General features: G+C 43.0%; 14 protein-coding genes. 10 read left to right on the top strand and 4 right to left on the bottom strand.

What is annotated here, in order from left to right; genetic code table 11:
- Nucleotides 1–2: 2 nt before the first annotated feature.
- Nucleotides 3–1,211 (bottom strand): cysteine desulfurase CsdA, encoded by a 1,209-nt coding sequence (gene csdA / locus PTE_RS04775; RefSeq protein ID WP_036843774.1) that lies wholly within the window; start codon nucleotides 1,209–1,211, stop codon nucleotides 3–5.
- Between the two features lie 450 nt (nucleotides 1,212–1,661).
- Here csdA and PTE_RS04770 point away from each other — a divergent pair, with 450 nt between their 5' ends.
- The 8 genes from PTE_RS04770 to PTE_RS04735 all read left to right on the top strand — a co-directional run bounded on the left by PTE_RS04770 (nucleotide 1,662) and on the right by PTE_RS04735 (nucleotide 11,849).
- Nucleotides 1,662–2,582: a transcriptional regulator GcvA gene (locus PTE_RS04770; protein ID WP_036843772.1), complete on the top strand. Its 921-nt coding sequence runs from the start codon at nucleotides 1,662–1,664 to the stop codon at nucleotides 2,580–2,582.
- 63 nt (nucleotides 2,583–2,645) lie between these two features.
- Nucleotides 2,646–3,041: a DUF423 domain-containing protein gene (locus tag PTE_RS04765; protein WP_036843770.1), complete on the top strand. Its 396-nt coding sequence runs from the start codon at nucleotides 2,646–2,648 to the stop codon at nucleotides 3,039–3,041.
- Nucleotides 3,034–4,134, top strand: coding sequence for a 23S rRNA (cytidine(2498)-2'-O)-methyltransferase RlmM (gene rlmM / locus PTE_RS04760; RefSeq protein ID WP_036843768.1), 1,101 nt, complete (start codon nucleotides 3,034–3,036; stop codon nucleotides 4,132–4,134). Before PTE_RS04765 ends, rlmM begins: the two co-directional genes overlap by 8 nt.
- Before the next feature lie 1,233 nt (nucleotides 4,135–5,367).
- Nucleotides 5,368–6,819, top strand: coding sequence for a serralysin (prtA, locus tag PTE_RS04755; protein ID WP_274534119.1), 1,452 nt, complete (start codon nucleotides 5,368–5,370; stop codon nucleotides 6,817–6,819).
- Nucleotides 6,820–6,877: 58 nt separating this feature from the next.
- Nucleotides 6,878–7,273 (top strand): protease inhibitor Inh/omp19 family protein, encoded by a 396-nt coding sequence (locus PTE_RS04750; RefSeq protein ID WP_081738158.1) that lies wholly within the window; start codon nucleotides 6,878–6,880, stop codon nucleotides 7,271–7,273.
- Nucleotides 7,274–7,350: 77 nt separating this feature from the next.
- On the top strand, nucleotides 7,351–9,075 hold the full coding sequence (locus tag PTE_RS04745) for a type I secretion system permease/ATPase (protein ID WP_036843766.1): 1,725 nt from the start codon (nucleotides 7,351–7,353) through the stop codon (nucleotides 9,073–9,075).
- Nucleotides 9,076–9,141: 66 nt separating this feature from the next.
- Nucleotides 9,142–10,470 (top strand): HlyD family type I secretion periplasmic adaptor subunit, encoded by a 1,329-nt coding sequence (locus tag PTE_RS04740; protein ID WP_036843765.1) that lies wholly within the window; start codon nucleotides 9,142–9,144, stop codon nucleotides 10,468–10,470.
- 2 nt (nucleotides 10,471–10,472) lie between these two features.
- On the top strand, nucleotides 10,473–11,849 hold the full coding sequence (locus PTE_RS04735; RefSeq protein WP_036843764.1) for a TolC family outer membrane protein: 1,377 nt from the start codon (nucleotides 10,473–10,475) through the stop codon (nucleotides 11,847–11,849).
- On the opposite strand, the gene xni is transcribed toward PTE_RS04735, so the two are convergent.
- The 3 genes from xni to queF form a co-directional block, all read right to left on the bottom strand.
- On the bottom strand, nucleotides 11,846–12,604 hold the full coding sequence (gene xni / locus PTE_RS04730) for a flap endonuclease Xni (RefSeq protein ID WP_036843763.1): 759 nt from the start codon (nucleotides 12,602–12,604) through the stop codon (nucleotides 11,846–11,848). The genes PTE_RS04735 and xni overlap by 4 nt on opposite strands.
- A gap of 64 nt (nucleotides 12,605–12,668) precedes the next feature.
- The gene (gene ppnN, locus PTE_RS04725; protein WP_036843762.1) at nucleotides 12,669–14,036 is read right to left on the bottom strand and encodes a nucleotide 5'-monophosphate nucleosidase PpnN; all 1,368 of its coding nucleotides are present in this window, start codon (nucleotides 14,034–14,036) and stop codon (nucleotides 12,669–12,671) included.
- 109 nt (nucleotides 14,037–14,145) lie between these two features.
- Nucleotides 14,146–14,994 carry an NADPH-dependent 7-cyano-7-deazaguanine reductase QueF gene (queF, locus tag PTE_RS04720; RefSeq protein WP_036843760.1) on the bottom strand — a complete coding sequence of 283 codons (849 nt, stop codon included), beginning with the start codon at nucleotides 14,992–14,994 and terminating at the stop codon, nucleotides 14,146–14,148.
- 197 nt (nucleotides 14,995–15,191) lie between these two features.
- On the opposite strand from queF, the gene PTE_RS04715 reads away from it, so the two are divergent.
- A complete protein-coding gene (locus PTE_RS04715) occupies nucleotides 15,192–15,401 on the top strand; it encodes a hypothetical protein (protein WP_036843757.1) in 210 nt (69 codons plus the stop codon).
- A gap of 118 nt (nucleotides 15,402–15,519) precedes the next feature.
- Nucleotides 15,520–16,071 carry a SecY-interacting protein gene (gene syd, locus PTE_RS04710; RefSeq protein WP_036843755.1) on the top strand — a complete coding sequence of 184 codons (552 nt, stop codon included), beginning with the start codon at nucleotides 15,520–15,522 and terminating at the stop codon, nucleotides 16,069–16,071.
- Nucleotides 16,072–16,263 lie beyond the last annotated feature (192 nt).

Here is a 16,263-nt window from a genome sequence, read left to right as displayed (position 1 = left end):
TTTTATTCATCCTGTAATAGAGAAAGGCCAAATTTCACAGCCTGAACTAAAGAATCGGCATCCTGCTGATTATTATAAGGCATAAAAGAAGCTCGCAAACAGCCGTTGATACCTAAAGCTTCGATCAGTGGTTGAGCGCAATGCTGACCGGAGCGTAAGGCAATATTTTGTTCTGCTAAAATAGCCGCCAGATCACTGTGATGAATATCGGCAAAATTAAAAGCCAACAGGCTGGAACCGGCAATGCGATAACTGATAAATCCGGGTAAAGCGGAAAGTTGTTGTTCGGTGTAGTCAGCGAGTGTGACGGCATGGGCTTCCGCTTTGACGATATCAATATCTTTTAGCCATTCCAGCGTGGCAGAAAAACCAATAACACCGGCAATATTCGGTGTCCCTGCTTCAAACCTGAAGGGTACAGCTTCCGGTGTGAAACCGCTGAATGAGGCGTGGGTAAGCATTTTTCCTCCGCCTTGCCAGGGAGACATCGCATCAAGTAACTCACTTTTGCCGTAGAGTACACCAACACCATTTGAACTATAGAGCTTATGAGCGGAAAACGCGTAGAAATCGATGTCTGATAGCTGAACATCAACGGGATTGTGAACAACTCCCTGAGCACCATCAACAACGACCAGACAACCATGTTGGTGCGCTATTTGTGTTATTGCAGTCAGATCGACAGCTCCACCGGTCACATTGGACATTTGGCTGATCGCTATCAATCGGCTGTGTTGGTTCAGAAGTGCAGGCAGCGTGTTGATATCCGGCAATTTGCCGTTGCCTAAAGGCCATTTAATCACCCTGGCACCGATTTGTTCCGCCAGCATTAACCAGGGGATCAGGTTGGAATGGTGCTCCTGTTCACTAACGATAATTTCATCACCGGGCTGGAGATGGGGACGGAAATAATTTTGGGCAACCAGATTGATAGATTCTGTTGTGCCTTTTGTCCAGATAATATTTTCGGCTTTTGGGGCGTTGATGAGTTCAGCAACCCGTTGCCGGGCATTTTCATAGCGAGAGGTGATTTCCAGCGCTGTGTGATGTTGGCTGCGATGTACAGTAGTACTACTGTATTGATAATAATCCTGAGTTACCTTTATCATGGCTTGTGGTTTCAGGGCAGTTGCTGCACTATCCAGGAATACAGTTTGTTGTTGCAGGGCTGGGAATTGCCGGCGGAACTGTTCTGGTTCGAACTTTTTCATAGTGTTTTAATTAGGTTTCGTGGTTATTGATCAGATTATTCTGTTGGTGATGATGATCCGCTTGCTTGTGGCTGAAAATGGATAGGTTGTTACATCGAATAATATTGCCATGTTCCGGCTATTATGACAAAAAAAAGCACCGCAATCGCGCGGTGCATTAAAAATCACTATGGACAGACAGGGTTAAATGTACAGGAAGTGAAAAAAACAGTAGCTTAAGCTACATAGTCTGGTTTCCCAGACAACTTGCAAACACAACATCACAACCACAAAGCCAAAAGTTTCATAGCGTTACAACTAATTCACTTTTCGTTCCGGCTTAGGAAGTGGCGCCACTATAGGGATTTACTGGTGTATCCTCAATGGACAATTTATAATGGTTCGGATTACAAAAACTAATAACTAAATATAAAGAGTTACCGGTATCACCAACATTGCATAAGGGCTCACATGTCCAAACGTTTACCACCATTGAATGCGTTGCGGGTTTTTGATGCTGCGGCGCGCCATTTGAGTTTTACTAAGGCGGCTGAAGAGTTATTTGTGACGCAGGCCGCAGTTAGCCACCAGATGAAAAGTCTGGAGGATTTCCTTGGGTTGAAGTTGTTTCGTCGTCGCAACCGATCGTTATTGTTGACTGAAGAGGGACAAAGTTACTATCTGGATATTAAAGAAATATTCACATCAATAAATGAAGCAACGCGTAAACTTCAGGCACGAAGTGCTAAAGGTGCTTTGACTGTCAGTCTTTCACCCAGTTTTGCTATCCAGTGGCTGGTTCCACGGTTATCTAGCTTTAATTTAGCTTATCCGGGAATTGATGTCAGGATACAGGCAGTAAACAGAGAAGAAGATAAACTCGCTGATGATGTTGATGTGGCTATATTTTATGGCCGTGGAAACTGGCCGGGGTTGCGAACGGATCGTCTTTATGCGGAATATTTGCTCCCCGTTTGTGCACCTTCGTTACTGACCGGGGAAAACCCGCTGAAAACTCCCGCAGATTTGGCACGCCATATGTTGTTACACGATTCTTCCCGCCGTGACTGGCAGGCTTATATACGCCAGCTTGATATGCAGCAGCAGATAAATGTTCAGCAAGGGCCGATATTCAGCCATAGTGCAATGGTGATCCAGGCTGCGGTGCATGGTCAGGGGATTGCACTGGCAAATAATGTTATGGCTCGGACTGAAATTGATGCCGGGCGTTTAGTGTGTCCATTTAATGATGTATTAGTGAGTAAGAATGCATTTTACCTTGTCTGTCATGACAATCAGGCTGAGTTGGGGAAAATCGCAGCATTCCGGCAATGGGTGCTGGCACAGGCAGCCAGTGAGCAAGAGAAACTGGGCTTTATTACCAATGAATAAGAAAAGAATAAGGTATTCGGGCTGTAAGAACTCTCAGATATAATGTGAAAAAGGAAGATAACAGTGAATAGTCGTTTAATGCTTATCTTTGCTGGCTTAAGTGGTTTTTTCTATGTGGCATTTGGTGCTGTCGGGTCGCATTTCTTATCCCCGATGATGGCAAAATATCAGATAAGTTGGATTGATCTCGGTCTGCAATATCAAGGTATCCACACTTTGGCAATGATGGCGATGTCTGCCATGCTGATGCGTAGAGTTATTCTCTGGTTTTACTGGAGTGGGGTCTTTTTCGCGGTAGGCATTTTGTTGTTTAGTGGCAGTCTCTATTGTATGGCTTTATTGCAAGCTAAATTTTTTACTTATATTACCCCAGTTGGAGGGTTCAGCTTTCTTATCGGCTGGCTCTTAGTGTTAATTGGCGCTTTGCGTCTAAGGAAATCGGCGCTTCGCCATGAATAAAATTGCTTTATATTGCCGCCCTGGTTTTGAAAAAGAGTGCGCAGCAGAAATCACCGATAAAGCGGGTCAAAAAGAGATTTACGGTTTCGCCCGGGTAAAAGATAACAGTGGCTATGTCCTGTTTGAGTGTTATCAACATGAAGACGCGGATCGGCTTATTCGCGAGATACCATTCCGGGAGCTGATTTTTGTCCGTCAAATGTTGGTCGTGGGTGAATTATTGCGGGATTTATCTCCTGAAGATCGGATAAGCCCGATTATTGGGATGTTACAGGGCGTTATGGAACGTGCAGGTGAGTTGCGGGTTGAAGTGCCTGATACCAACGAAAGCAAAGAGTTACTGAAATTTTGCCGGAAATTCACTGTTCCGCTGCGTAATGCGATGCGTCAGGAAAAGATCTTGCTGATTAGAGAAAACGCTAACCGTCCGGTCATACACGTTTTCTTTATTGCTCCGGGCTGTTGTTATGTTGGTTATTCTTACAGTAATAATAACTCGCCATTTTATATGGGCATTCCCCGGCTGAAATTTCCTTCAGATGCACCAAGTCGCTCAACATTGAAATTGGAAGAAGCTTTTCATGTTTTCATTCCTTATGACGAATGGGAAGAGCGTCTGGCGAGTGGTTTGTATGCTGTTGATTTAGGCGCGTGTCCTGGGGGCTGGACTTATCAACTGGTGAAACGCAGTATGATGGTTCATGCTGTAGATAATGGCCCGATGGCGGAAAGTTTGATGGATACGGGGCAGGTTAAACATCACAAAATTGATGGTTTTAAATTTGTACCTTCGACAAAAAATATTTACTGGTTGGTGTGTGATATGGTGGAAAAACCAGCGAAAGTCACTCAGCTGATGGCAGATTGGCTGGTTAATGGCTGGTGCCGGGAAGCTATTTTTAATCTTAAATTACCCATGAAAAAGCGTTATGAAGAAGTGGCGCATAATTTGCAGAAAATGCATCTGCAATTAAAGGAAAATGGTATCAATGCGCAAATTCAAGCAAAGCATCTTTATCATGACAGGGAAGAAATAACTGTTCATGTCCGCCGTATTTGGTCTGCTTATGCAGCCAACCGGGATGATTATTGATTAACTTATGTTCATCCATATCCCGGAATAAATGCCGAAAATAAAGCTTCCCAAATCGCCTCAGATATTCTGAGGCGATTTCATTTTTCAGTATTAGTTGACATTATTGTATTTTATTTCTCATTTTTATGCGGAATAAAAGTAGTGCAATAAAATGATTTATCCCATTTATTCAACAAAGAAATTATTACACCATATTCTATGGTGAGGTCATCATGATTTAATGTAATAATTAATATTGTATGATTTTTGTCTGGTAAATGTTGTTTTTTTACTTGACTTAAGGTAAATAATAAATTCAATATATTATCATGATTATTTAATGATATATTGGTTTAATATGAAATAATTAAATGCATTAAGACTGTAAATTATAACTTATGTTTTCTTGTTTTTTATTTGGTTGTAATTTTGGTTTGTTTTATGAATATATATTAATTGGATGTCTATTTTATATTGGTTAATTAGGCTATTTTATTGAGATATTTTCTTTCTGTTAAATGGTCGTTGCGATAGGTATTCAGATAAATATAATATTCTTTCAATGCATATTGCAAAGTATTAATTATTGGTTTCTATATTCTATTTTTAATTTTATTCAATCAACTATGTTGATGCCTCCATCTGTTATTTGAAAATCATAAATATAGTTTGATTGTATTTTTGTGAAACTCTTAAGAATAAATGAATTATTAATTGTCCTATTATATATATTTTATTTATTGATTTCTTGAAGTTGTTATTACTTTTATTAATAATAACATATTGGTTTTGTATGGATATTCCCTAACTCAATTTACTTTCAGGTGCCCCAGAACGCCTAACATTGTAAGCAGAGGGAGTTTATTACTTCGTATTTGGTCTGTTTATTTAGTTAACGGTGATAATTGCTAATTATAATTATCCATAAGAATTCTATAAAATTTTTAAATTTTACTTTATGGATAGTTAAATAATAGATAATTTAGTTATAATAAAATATCAATAAGAAATTAGCGGTGTTTTTTTTGCCTTAAATAGTTATGTGATATAAAACAATCGCTTATTTGTTTTATGTTATTTTTATCACGTTTATATTAAAAAAATATGTTAATTGCTTTTTACATAATTAACTTTAGTGTTACGTTGTTGTGAAAGGGATTTTCATTGTTATTTGTATGGCCAGGAGGGCCTATTGTTCTCAGGTTTTATTGACTTGTATTTAATTAAATAAAAATTCTAAGTCCTGCATTTATGGAGAGATATATGTCTTTAAAGAAGAAAATTTCATACTCGGAACTTATCGGCTCTGCAAAGGCAAATGAGCTTCAGACACAGTTACAGGCTTATGTACCAGGCAAGGATCCTAATATTGTTGTTGAGCATGAGCCAAGTAAAAATGCTGCAAAAGAATTAATTCGAGGTGATTATCGCTGGGGGCATCAGGGCGACGATAAGTCTGAAACTTTCCAATTAACTTATAGTTTCCTGGAGAGTGAACCGGATAATATGCCTTGGCATATTGCTGGGTTTTCAGCATTTAATGAAGAACAAAAAGCTGCTGCGAAACTGTCAATACAATCTTGGACTGATGTCGCTAATATTAATTTCACTGAAACAACTGATTCGGATAAGGCTCACATTACCTTTGGTTTCTTTGACGTTAGTTTGAGAGGGAGCTACGCGTTTGCTTATCTTCCTAGCCCTGAGTCGAAACAATCAGGAACCTGGTATAACCTGAAAAGCCACACTTTCTCAGAAAATGATATTGGTGTGAACGGGTATGGCCGTCAGACTTTTACTCATGAAATCGGCCATACACTGGGGTTAGAGCATCCCGCTGACTATAATGCGTCTGATAAGGAAAGACCGACTTATAAGAAGAGCGCCACCTATTTTGAAGATAGCCGCGCTTATACTGTCATGAGTTATTTCGGTGAAAAAAATACCGGGCAGGACTTTAAAGGTATTTATTCTTCCGCACCATTACTTAACGATATTTCCGCCATTCAGGAAGTGTATGGTGCTAATAATACGACCCGTACAGATGACACTGTATATGGTTTTAATTCCAACACTGATCGTGACTTCTTTACAGCAAAAGATGAGAACAGCAAATTGTTGTTCACCGCTTGGGATGCCGGTGGTAATGACACATTTGATTTCTCTGGTTTTACTCAGGATCAGCGCATCAATCTGAATGAAGCTTCCTTCTCAGATGTCGGTGGCCTGAAAGGAAACGTCTCTATTGCCCGTGGCGTAACGATTGAAAATGCGATTGGTGGCAGTGGTAATGACATTCTGATCGGGAATGACGCAGAGAATATTCTGAAGGGGGGTGCCGGTGATGACATTATCTACGGTGGCCTGGGCGCAGATCAGCTTTGGGGCGGGGAAGGCAAAGATACATTTGTCTACCTGAGCGCTAAAGAATCACCACCTCTTGAGCGTGATTGGATCCATGACTTCGTTTCCGGTGAGGACAAGATTGATGTGTCGTTGTTCGATCTGGGTGAAGCAGGGAAAGGTGGCGTTAAGTTTGTCAGGGAATTTACTGGCGAAGTCGGAGAAGCAGTGCTTCGCTATGATACGGTTAATAAGGTGAATGATTTCGCTATTAATCTGGGCGATAAATTCTCCTACGATGATTTTTGGGTGAAGATTGTCGGAGAGCCGATATTGGAGTCTGATTTTATCCTTGCGTAGCAATAGCATAACAACACAACCGCATCTGACTGGATGCGGTTATTAGTTTGGAGGCGGAATGACTTGTTCAGCCTGGTATCTGAAATTTGTGCTCTTTGTTTCTCTTGTATTCAGTGTTATCGGAGGAAGTATGGCAAGTAGTCTTCATCTCCCATACGCCAGTGAATTAAAAGGCGTGTGGCAACTGTCGGATGAACATCAGCAATGTGATGTCTCATTGACTGACCAACCATTACCTGAGGGTTCAATTTGGTCACTTAACGGTGATAACGCCTGCTTGACCGATATGTTTGGCGAAGTACCTGCCGGGTGGCGGCCTACTCCTGATGGCATCACGATTACCGATGAGCAGGGCAGTGGTTTGGCTTTCTTCGCTCAGGAGTCAGATGGCTGGTTTGCCCGCTTTGCTGGTGGCCGGGAATTGATGATGAAGCCCAATAAGAAAAGTGGATAGGGCGGGAAACGTTAACGTCAGATGGCGATTTTTTTAGAAAGATAAAAAATATATCAAACAGTTATTAAGGAAATACTGTGAAATTACATCTCCCGAAGGATGAAATTACTGATGTCATTCGTGCCCGTAGCCGGGTGTTCTGGACTATCGGGTTGTTCACTGCCTTTATTAACCTGCTGATGTTGGTTCCATCTGTTTATATGTTGCAGGTTTATGACAGAGTGTTGCCATCGGGCAATGAAATCACTTTGCTGATGTTGACTCTGATTACTCTTGGCATGTTTACCATGATGGGTATGCTGGAATATATCCGCAGCATGATTGTCATTCGTATCGGTAGCCAGCTTGATATGAAGTTGAATAATCGTGTTTATACCGCATCTTATGAATCAAATCTGAAAAATGGCACAACAGATGCGGGTCAAATGCTCAATGATTTGGCAAATATCCGTCAGTTTTTGACCGGCAATGCCCTGTTTGCCTTCTTTGATGCTCCCTGGTTTCCAATCTATCTGTTGGTTATTTTTCTTTTTAACCCTTGGCTTGGTTTGTTGGCATTGGTAGGTGCTCTGGTATTAATTGCCCTTGCTGCGCTGAATCAATGGTTATCAAGTCAGCCTTTATCCGAAGCAAGTCAACTCTCTCTGCATTCAGCCAGCCTTGCCAGCACTAATTTACGTAACGCAGAAGTGATAGAAGCGTTAGGCATGTTGCCGGTGCTTCGTCGGAGATGGTTTGGGTTGCATGAACGTTTTCTGAATTTCCAGCGCATTGCCAGTGAACGGGCTTCAGTGATTAATTCAGTCACTAAAACCGTGCGTATGGCATTACAGTCGCTGATCCTCGGGTTGGGGGGCTGGTTGGCGATTGGTGGGCATATTACACCGGGAATGATGATTGCGGCTTCAATTCTGATGGGGCGTGCGCTTTCACCGATTGAACAGCTTATTCAAGCCTGGAAAGGCTGGAGTGGTGCCCGTCTATCATGGCAACGGTTAACAAACCTGTTAGAACAACAACCGGAACGGAAACTGGGAATGTCATTACCCGCACCAAAAGGCAATTTAGCTGTGGATAAAGTTTCCGCCGCGCCTCCGGGAAGAAACAGCAAGGTTGTTTTACAGGATGTCAGCTTTACGCTGGATGCGGGAGATGTGCTGGGATTAATTGGCCCCAGTGCTTCCGGGAAATCGACCCTTGCCAGGTTACTTGTCGGCATATGGCCTGCACAGGAAGGTGTTGTACGCTTGGATAATGCCGATATTTATCAATGGAATAAAGATGAACTGGGTTCCTCAATAGGCTATTTGCCGCAAGATATTGAGCTGTTTGGCGGCACTATTGCTGAGAACATTGCCCGTTTTAATGAAGTGGAGCCGGAAAAGGTTGTTAAGGCGGCACAGAAAGCGGGTGTTCATGAGCTGGTATTGGCTCTTGATAAGGGTTATGACACGGTTATTGGTGCTGGAGGGGTTGGGTTATCGGGTGGGCAGAAGCAGAGAATTGGTCTTGCCCGTGCGTTATATGATGAGCCGTCATTAGTGGTCTTGGATGAACCTAATTCCAGCCTGGATGAAGCAGGGGAAAGAGCACTGAATGAGGCTATTGCCCAACTGAAAACGCAAGGAAAAACAGTGATTGTGATTACTCATCGCATGTCATTGTTGTCACAGACAAATAAAATATTGTTGCTGGTTCAGGGAAAAATGAAGATGTTTGGCTCATCTCAGCAGGTAATAGCGGCTTTATCGCAACAAAATCAGGAACATTCTGCGGCCAAGGCAGTAGCACAGGCATCATAAGTAAATAGGCATTCAATCATAATAATATTAAATAGCTGAGACGGAGATTTCTGTCCGGGAGTGGATATGTCTGATCAGATTACGCCGGTAAGAGATGGAAAAGGATTGCTGCCTCTGGAAGAAAGGCATTTTTTACGACTAGGATGGTTAGTGATTGGGGTGGGGATCCTGGGGTTTCTTATTTGGGCGGCATTAGCGCCGTTGGATAAAGGGGTTGCCTCTTCAGGCGTGGTGGTGGTGGATGGCAACCGTAAAACAGTTCAGGCCCCGGCAAGCGGTATTATCAGCCAGATTAAGGTTGTTGAAGGCGAAACAATCAAAGCGGGTCAGACACTGGTTCAGCTCAGTCAGGTGCAGGCAAAAGCCCAAGTCGATGCGCTTCAGGATCAACTGCATACCACACTGGCAACGGAAGCGCGTTTATTAGCGGAACAGCATGGTGATGAAACTCTGATTTTCCCTGAAATATTACAGCAATTACAATCTGAACCCCGGGTGAAAGAGATTATCGTACTGCAAAAACAACTGTTTGCATCACGTCGTGAAATGTTGCAAAGCGACTTGGAAGGGCTTGAACAGTCTGTTGAAGGCACAAATTTTCAGATTAAAGGGTTGAAATCTTCTCTTGTCAGCAAGCGTGTGCAGCAGGTGGCGCTTAAGGAACAGATAACTAATCTTAAATCTTTAGCGGATGAGGGCTATTTCCCGCGTAACCGTTATCTGGAGCTGTTGCGTGAGCAGGCTGAACTCAACAGCGGCATAGCGGAAATGGTAGGGCGTGCTGGTCAGCTTGAAAAACAGTTACAGGAAACGCAGCAGCGTATTATTCAGCGCAGAGCAGACTATCAGCGGGAAGTTCGTACTCAATTGGCGGATGTGCAGGTTGCTGCCAGCGAATACAGAAATAAGCTGGATACAGCACAATTCGAACTTACCCATACTTCAATTGTCGCGCCAGTTGATGGCACGGTTGTCGGATTAAATATTTTTACGCAAGGTGGTGTTGTTGCTCCCGGCGAAAAACTGATGGAAATCCTGCCGGACCAGATGGCGCTTGAGGTAGAAACCCGTGTTGCGGTTAATTTGGCAGATAAGATTAGCAAAGGGATGGATGTGGATCTGATGTTCACTGCTTTTAATCAGAACCGGACGCCAAAAATTGAAGGAAAAGTGGTCATGGTTTCCGCAGACAGGTTGGTGGATCCAGCAACCAGCCAGCCTTATTATCAGATGAGAGCCGTGGTTTCTCCTGGAGGGATGGAAAAACTGAAAGGGTTGGATCTCAGGCCAGGGATGCCGGTTGAGGTCTTTGTTAAAACGGGTTCCCGCTCCTTGTTTAGTTATCTGTTTAAGCCATTGGTGGATCGGGCTTCAACATCGTTGATAGAGGAGTAATTATGAAATTGAATCATGCTTCTTTATCTGTGAGTTTGCTTATTCTTTTCAGCGTCAGTTTATTCTCTTTTCCTGCATGGTCGCTAAGTTTGACAGAGGCTTATGCGCTGGCATTAGAAAATGATCCTACTTTTCTTGCTGCAATAAAAGAGAAGGAAGGGGGGGCGGAGTACGAAAAAATTGGCAGAGCAGAATTGTTACCTAAGGTGATGATGTCTTATCAGAATTCACCGAGGAACTGGCAACATACGGAATATCCTGCTGGCTATGATCGCCGGGGAAATAGGGTCACTGAAACCCGGGATCGCCAATATCGCAGTTATAACGCAGCGATTGTGATAACTCAGCCATTGATGGATTTTGAAATATTGGCGCGTTATAAAGCCAGTCAGGCTCACACCTTGATGAGTAATGAACGTTTTCGGGCAGATTTTCAGCAACTGGTTGTCCGGGTAGTGAATGCTTACGTGGATGTGGCTTATGCGCAGGATCAGATTGATTTAGTCGTGCGGCAAAAAATGGCTTATGAAAAACAACTGGAACTGAATAAGAAATTGTTTACTTCTGGTGAAGGGATTCGTACTGATGTAGTGGAAACACAATCCCGTTACAGTCAGGCTGTTGCCGATGAGATAGCGGCCAACGACGATTTGGATGCGGCAATCCGAAGTTTGCAACTGATTGTCGGTGTTCCTCTGCCTGTTGATTTACCGGTACAACGATTATTGGATAAAAAACAATTTCAGATATCGAAGTTGTCGCCTGGCCGTTATGAAGAATGGGAAAAATTGGCCTTAGCTAACAATCCGGCTCTGGCCGCTTCCCGTCAGGAAGTGAAAGCCGCGTATCATGAGGTGCAACGTAACCGGGCAGGTTATTTACCCAAGCTGGAACTCTATGCCTCCCATTCTGAAAACGAATCCAGCAGCGATAATACGGTAGATCAAAAATATCGAACCGATACTATTGGCGTGCGGATGAGTATGAATATCTATAATGGTGGCGGGACGTCTGCCGCTGTGCGTCAGGCAGCGGCACAATATGGCAGAACTAAATATGATCTTGATGCTCAGGCGGGGGAAATCCTTAATGCATTACGACGCAACTATAATCAGTACCTGAATAGCGAAAAACGGATTAATGCTTATGAAATAGCCGTTGAATCAGCCAGCTTGCAGGTAGATGCGACCAGTAAAAGTGTTGCTCTCGGACAGCGGGTTAATGTGGATGTCCTGAATGCAGAGCAACAGTTATATACTGCCCGGCGTGATCTTTCTCAGGCAAAATATAACTATATTAAAGCCTGGATCGGCCTGCTTAACGAGGCCGGAGAATTAAAAGGCGAACATCTGGATAAGATAGCGGGTTATTTTCGCTAGTTTGCAGTTGTCAGCCGGAGTTGTTGCAGATTGCCGGTTAAAGCCAGATCGGTACGTAATGACGCAACTTCCCGGCTGATAAACGCGATTGCTTTATTTGATTCCAGTTTGTTGCGCCATTTATCGGGCTGTTGATCGAGATTCTGGAAAAGGTTATCCAATGTACCGGCCTGTTGCAATAAAGTGGCTGCGGTTTTAGGGCCAATTCCCTGGATCCCGGGGATCTTACTGCTGCTGATACCCGCCAGGCCCCAGTAATCAGGCAATTGCTCCGGTAAAACGCCAAATTCTCGTTGAACAAATGGCATATCCAGCCAGCGTTTCTGGAAGTAGTCCCGGATACGGATATTCGGTGAAAGTAACTGGCAATAACCTTTATCGGTAGAAACAATTGTCACATTGTGACCAGAGGAAGCGATTTTTACTGACAGCGTTGCTGCCAGATCATCGGCTTCATGCCCTTGGGCATGCCAGCAGGCAACCCCTTGTTGCTCAAATGACGCTCTGATCTGTGGCATTTCTTGTTTCAAATCATCAGGCATTGGTGAACGGCCAGCTTTGTAGTCAGGCAATATTTGGTGGCGCCAGCTATTACTACGATCTTCTTCATCGAATACGGCAACCGCATGTGTGGGATGGGTATGTTGGATCAACTGCCTTAACGCATGTTCACAAGCGGGAATGCATGGGCTACCCTGCACAGCGTGAATACGGCGGATAAGGTTAAGAGCGTCAACAATCAGAAGGTGTATCATATGGGTCACTATTTAGCCGAGTTATGCTCCATCCGTGGAGCAGACGTCTTTTTCTTGGGTCATTTTAACTGATAATTTCGTAGCATGGCTCGTAGGCTGTGCCACCCGGTAGTTTCATTCGGTGTTGCCCTACAAAGTTTTTCAACAGATTATCCATATGGCGCATTATTTCAGTATCACCGTGGATTTTGAATGGGCCATGTTTTTCAATCGTTTGAATACCAATCTCTTTCACGTTACCTGCAACAATCCCAGAGAAAGCACGGCGTAGCGATGCCGCCAGTTTTTCCGGCGACTGATCGGGATAGAGATTGAGATTAACCATGTTTTCATGCGCTGGCTCGAATGGTTGTTGAAGATCATGGTTGATCTTCATTGACCAATTAAAGCTGTATGCATCACCGGTACTGTGTCGGTTATCTCTCACTAATGGCATCGCTTTTTTCATTACTTGGGCAACTTCCGGCGCATTATCAATAATAATGTGATAGTAGCGTCGTGCCTCTTTTCCTAATGTGTGAATAATAAATTCATCCATGACCTGGAAATAGTCTGCACTCTCCTTCGGGCCGGTAAGAATCAATGGCAGCACTTGCCCCTGGTTTTCCGGGTTCATCAGAATGCCGAGCAGATAGAGTAATTCTTCTGCTGTGCCGACACCGCCTGGGAAAATAATGATGCCGTGAGCAATGCGAACGAAAGCTTCCAGACGTTTTTCTATGTCTGGCATGATAACCAGTTCGTTCACGAGTGGGTTAGGGGGTTCGGCTGCAATGATGGAGGGTTCAGTGATACCGATAAAACGGCTATTTTTGTAATTCTGTTGGGCATGTCCTACCGCCGCGCCTTTCATCGGTGCTTCCATTGCGCCAGGGCCGCAGCCGGTACAGATATTGAGCCCACGTAACCCAAGCTGATTACCGACTTTACGGCCATATTGATACTCTAGCTTACTAATTGAATGGCCGCCCCAACAGACGATCATATTGGGATCTTCGTCGGTATGTAGTGCTCTGGCGTTACGCAGAATAGAGAATACTCTATTGGTGATATGTGCACTATTTTCCAGATCGAGATAATGCTGTTGTTCTGAATCGGTAATCTGAGTATGAACAAACAGGATATCTCGAAGTACTGCGAATAAATTAGCTTGTAGTGAATGGATAATTTTCCCATCAACAAATGCATCTTCTGGTGGGTTCACCAGTTCCAGTTTTACCCCGCGCTCACGGCGCAATACGTTAATTTCAAAATCTGTGTATTTAGAGAGCAGCTCTTTACTATTATCGGTTTGGCTACCTGAATTGAGTACAGCCAGTGAGCAGTTACGGAACAGGCGATACAGATCACTTTTTGCGGTACTCTTTAGCATATCTACTTCAAGTTGGGATAATAAATCCATTGAGCCGAGTGGGTTGATATGTGTAATCAAGAATGACTCCTTTATACCGTGTATGGGTTACACATCAATATCACTAAACTGAATCTATTACATTGCCTATTTCAGCTTATTTTGTACAAACGGCACTCAGAAAAGTGATTTATTGACGTGCCAGTCTGCCTGTTGTTGGAACAAAGTCTTCATTATTTGTGCGCCACGGATTGATATCTAATCCTCCGCGTCGGGTATAACGCGCATAGACTGAGAGCTTTTCTGGAACACATAACTGTTGTAAATCATTGAAAACTCGTTCAACACATTGCTCGTGAAATTCATTATGATGCCGGAATGATATTAGGTAACGTAACAATGCTTCCCGATTGATTTTGGGTCCTTTGTAGCGAATTTGGATAGACCCCCAATCAGGTTGATGGGTAATCAGACAGTTGGATTTCAGCAGATGGCTAACCAAAACTTCTTCCACCAGTGGGCCTTGTGCTGCACCTTGCAGATAATCACGATTGAAATTATATTCAGTCACTTCAATCTCCTGATCGTCAATACATTCACCGGTAAAAGCGGAGATGGGTTGGTTACTGAAATGATCCAAATGATGAAGTATTACTTCCACATGACCTTCAGCACAAGCGGCCAGATCGCGCTGTAGTGTTTCTTCGACAATTTGCCAGTTTTCAAAGCGGGTCTGGTTAAAGCTATTCAGATAGAGTTTAAAACTTTTAGATTCAATCAGGTTTTTACTCGTTGCATTTAAGCTGACATGCCCGACCGCAACTTGCGGCAGGCCACGGCTATTCAGCCATGACAGTTCATATAATGTCCAGATATCAGCACCGTGAAACGGTAAATTATCAGAGAAAATTTTCAGCGGCTCACGGTTCATACTGCGGGGTACTGCTTGCAATAAGCTGGCATCATATTGGTCACGATAGAAAGTGGTTTTACCCAATGTAAGTTGCTCAAGAGCTTGGTGATCCTGATATAACGACATGTTATTCCTTAAAATTTGATCGTAGTAATAGTAGTCATCGTTCAAGTGTAGCAAGTTATGGTGTTTGTCAGAATTTTATTTGTTGGCCTGTTTTATTAATCAGCCTTGGGGAACCTCTGTTTTTAGGTGAAAAGCCCGATAGGGCTTTCAGAATACTGACCAACCCATTTAAAAACATCCCCAAATACATAAGCAGAATGCCACACATCTGCTGGATTGGGGATGTCATACCATTAAAAAATCAAAAGAATTTTTATTGTTTTAAAAAAGAGTATTTCCATCCTTTTAATAAACTTCAGGAAGCGCTGACGGGTAATGAAGCCAAAACCCAGACAGCCAAATTTATCGGGGCGTTGTCAGGTGTCCTGATTAGCCATACCCCAGAAGGCGCTTATAGTGCAGCATGATACCCATGCCGTAACTAGTTTGGTGGAGAATACTATAGCCTTTAGGCAGGGAAGCAGTCAGAATATTTGGTTTACAATAACATTAAGTACACCCTAACAGTGACTGGTTGAAAATAATATGATTTCTAATGTTACAGAGGCGTTGGCTGATTTTACCCGTCGTTATGTGGATTTGTGGCAAAAGGAAACCGGAGCCTCACCTGCCAGCAGAGAACTTTATGGTGTGCCATCACCTTGTATTACCCGTACTGGTAATGACATGGTTTACTGGCTTCCTCAGCCTTTTCTTTCAGAAGATAAGCTGAATAGAGTTGAAGTTGCACTGGATATCCAATTACAGCCAGCAATTCATGATTTCTATACATCGCAATTAGCCGGTGATATGACGGTAATGTTTGAAAGTCAGCAGGTTAGTTTGATTCAGGTCTGGAGTGAGGATGATTTTATCCGTTTACAGGAGAACCTGATAGGGCATCTGGTGACGCAAAAGCGGCTGAAACTATCGCCAACGGCATTTATCGCTACTATGGATTCGGATATGAGTATCATTTCTCTATGTAATTTGACCGGTGAAGTGATTCTGGAACAGTTTGGCAGTAACAAACGAACTCGCCTATCTACTGACTTAATTGAGTTTCTTGGCGCAATTGAGCCCGTCTTCACTCTTTAGGCCCGGATTTTTAACTCTGAATTTGTGAGACATCTCTTACACTTTATGTAAGAGATGTCATTGTTTACTTTGGTGAGCTTCACATCGGTTTATTATTTTTATGTTATTTCAATAGCCTATAAATAATTACAGATTTCATTTGCTTTACTGACTTATCGGTTCCATTTGTATGGCTTGTTTCATACAGCGAAT

Source organism: Photorhabdus khanii NC19 (assembly GCF_000517265.1).
GTDB lineage: Bacteria > Pseudomonadota > Gammaproteobacteria > Enterobacterales > Enterobacteriaceae > Photorhabdus > Photorhabdus khanii.
The sequence above is the reverse complement of the archived record's forward strand: the minus strand, read 5'-3'. Positions and strand labels throughout refer to the sequence as shown.

Bases quoted from the DNA above. Each gene is read 5' to 3' on its own strand.
- PTE_RS04770 (WP_036843772.1), top strand. From the start codon at position 1,662: ATGTCCAAACGTTTACCACCATTGAATGCGTTGCGGGTTTTTGATGCT.
- prtA (WP_274534119.1), top strand. From the start codon at position 5,368: ATGGAGAGATATATGTCTTTAAAGAAGAAAATTTCATACTCGGAACTT.
- syd (WP_036843755.1), top strand. From the start codon at position 15,520: ATGATTTCTAATGTTACAGAGGCGTTGGCTGATTTTACCCGTCGTTAT.
- csdA (WP_036843774.1), bottom strand. From the start codon at position 1,211: ATGAAAAAGTTCGAACCAGAACAGTTCCGCCGGCAATTCCCAGCCCTG.
- xni (WP_036843763.1), bottom strand. From the start codon at position 12,604: ATGATACACCTTCTGATTGTTGACGCTCTTAACCTTATCCGCCGTATT.
- PTE_RS04750 (WP_081738158.1), top strand. From the start codon at position 6,878: ATGACTTGTTCAGCCTGGTATCTGAAATTTGTGCTCTTTGTTTCTCTT.
- PTE_RS04740 (WP_036843765.1), top strand. From the start codon at position 9,142: ATGTCTGATCAGATTACGCCGGTAAGAGATGGAAAAGGATTGCTGCCT.
- rlmM (WP_036843768.1), top strand. From the start codon at position 3,034: ATGAATAAAATTGCTTTATATTGCCGCCCTGGTTTTGAAAAAGAGTGC.
- PTE_RS04735 (WP_036843764.1), top strand. From the start codon at position 10,473: ATGAAATTGAATCATGCTTCTTTATCTGTGAGTTTGCTTATTCTTTTC.
- queF (WP_036843760.1), bottom strand. From the start codon at position 14,994: ATGTCGTTATATCAGGATCACCAAGCTCTTGAGCAACTTACATTGGGT.
- PTE_RS04715 (WP_036843757.1), top strand. From the start codon at position 15,192: ATGCCACACATCTGCTGGATTGGGGATGTCATACCATTAAAAAATCAA.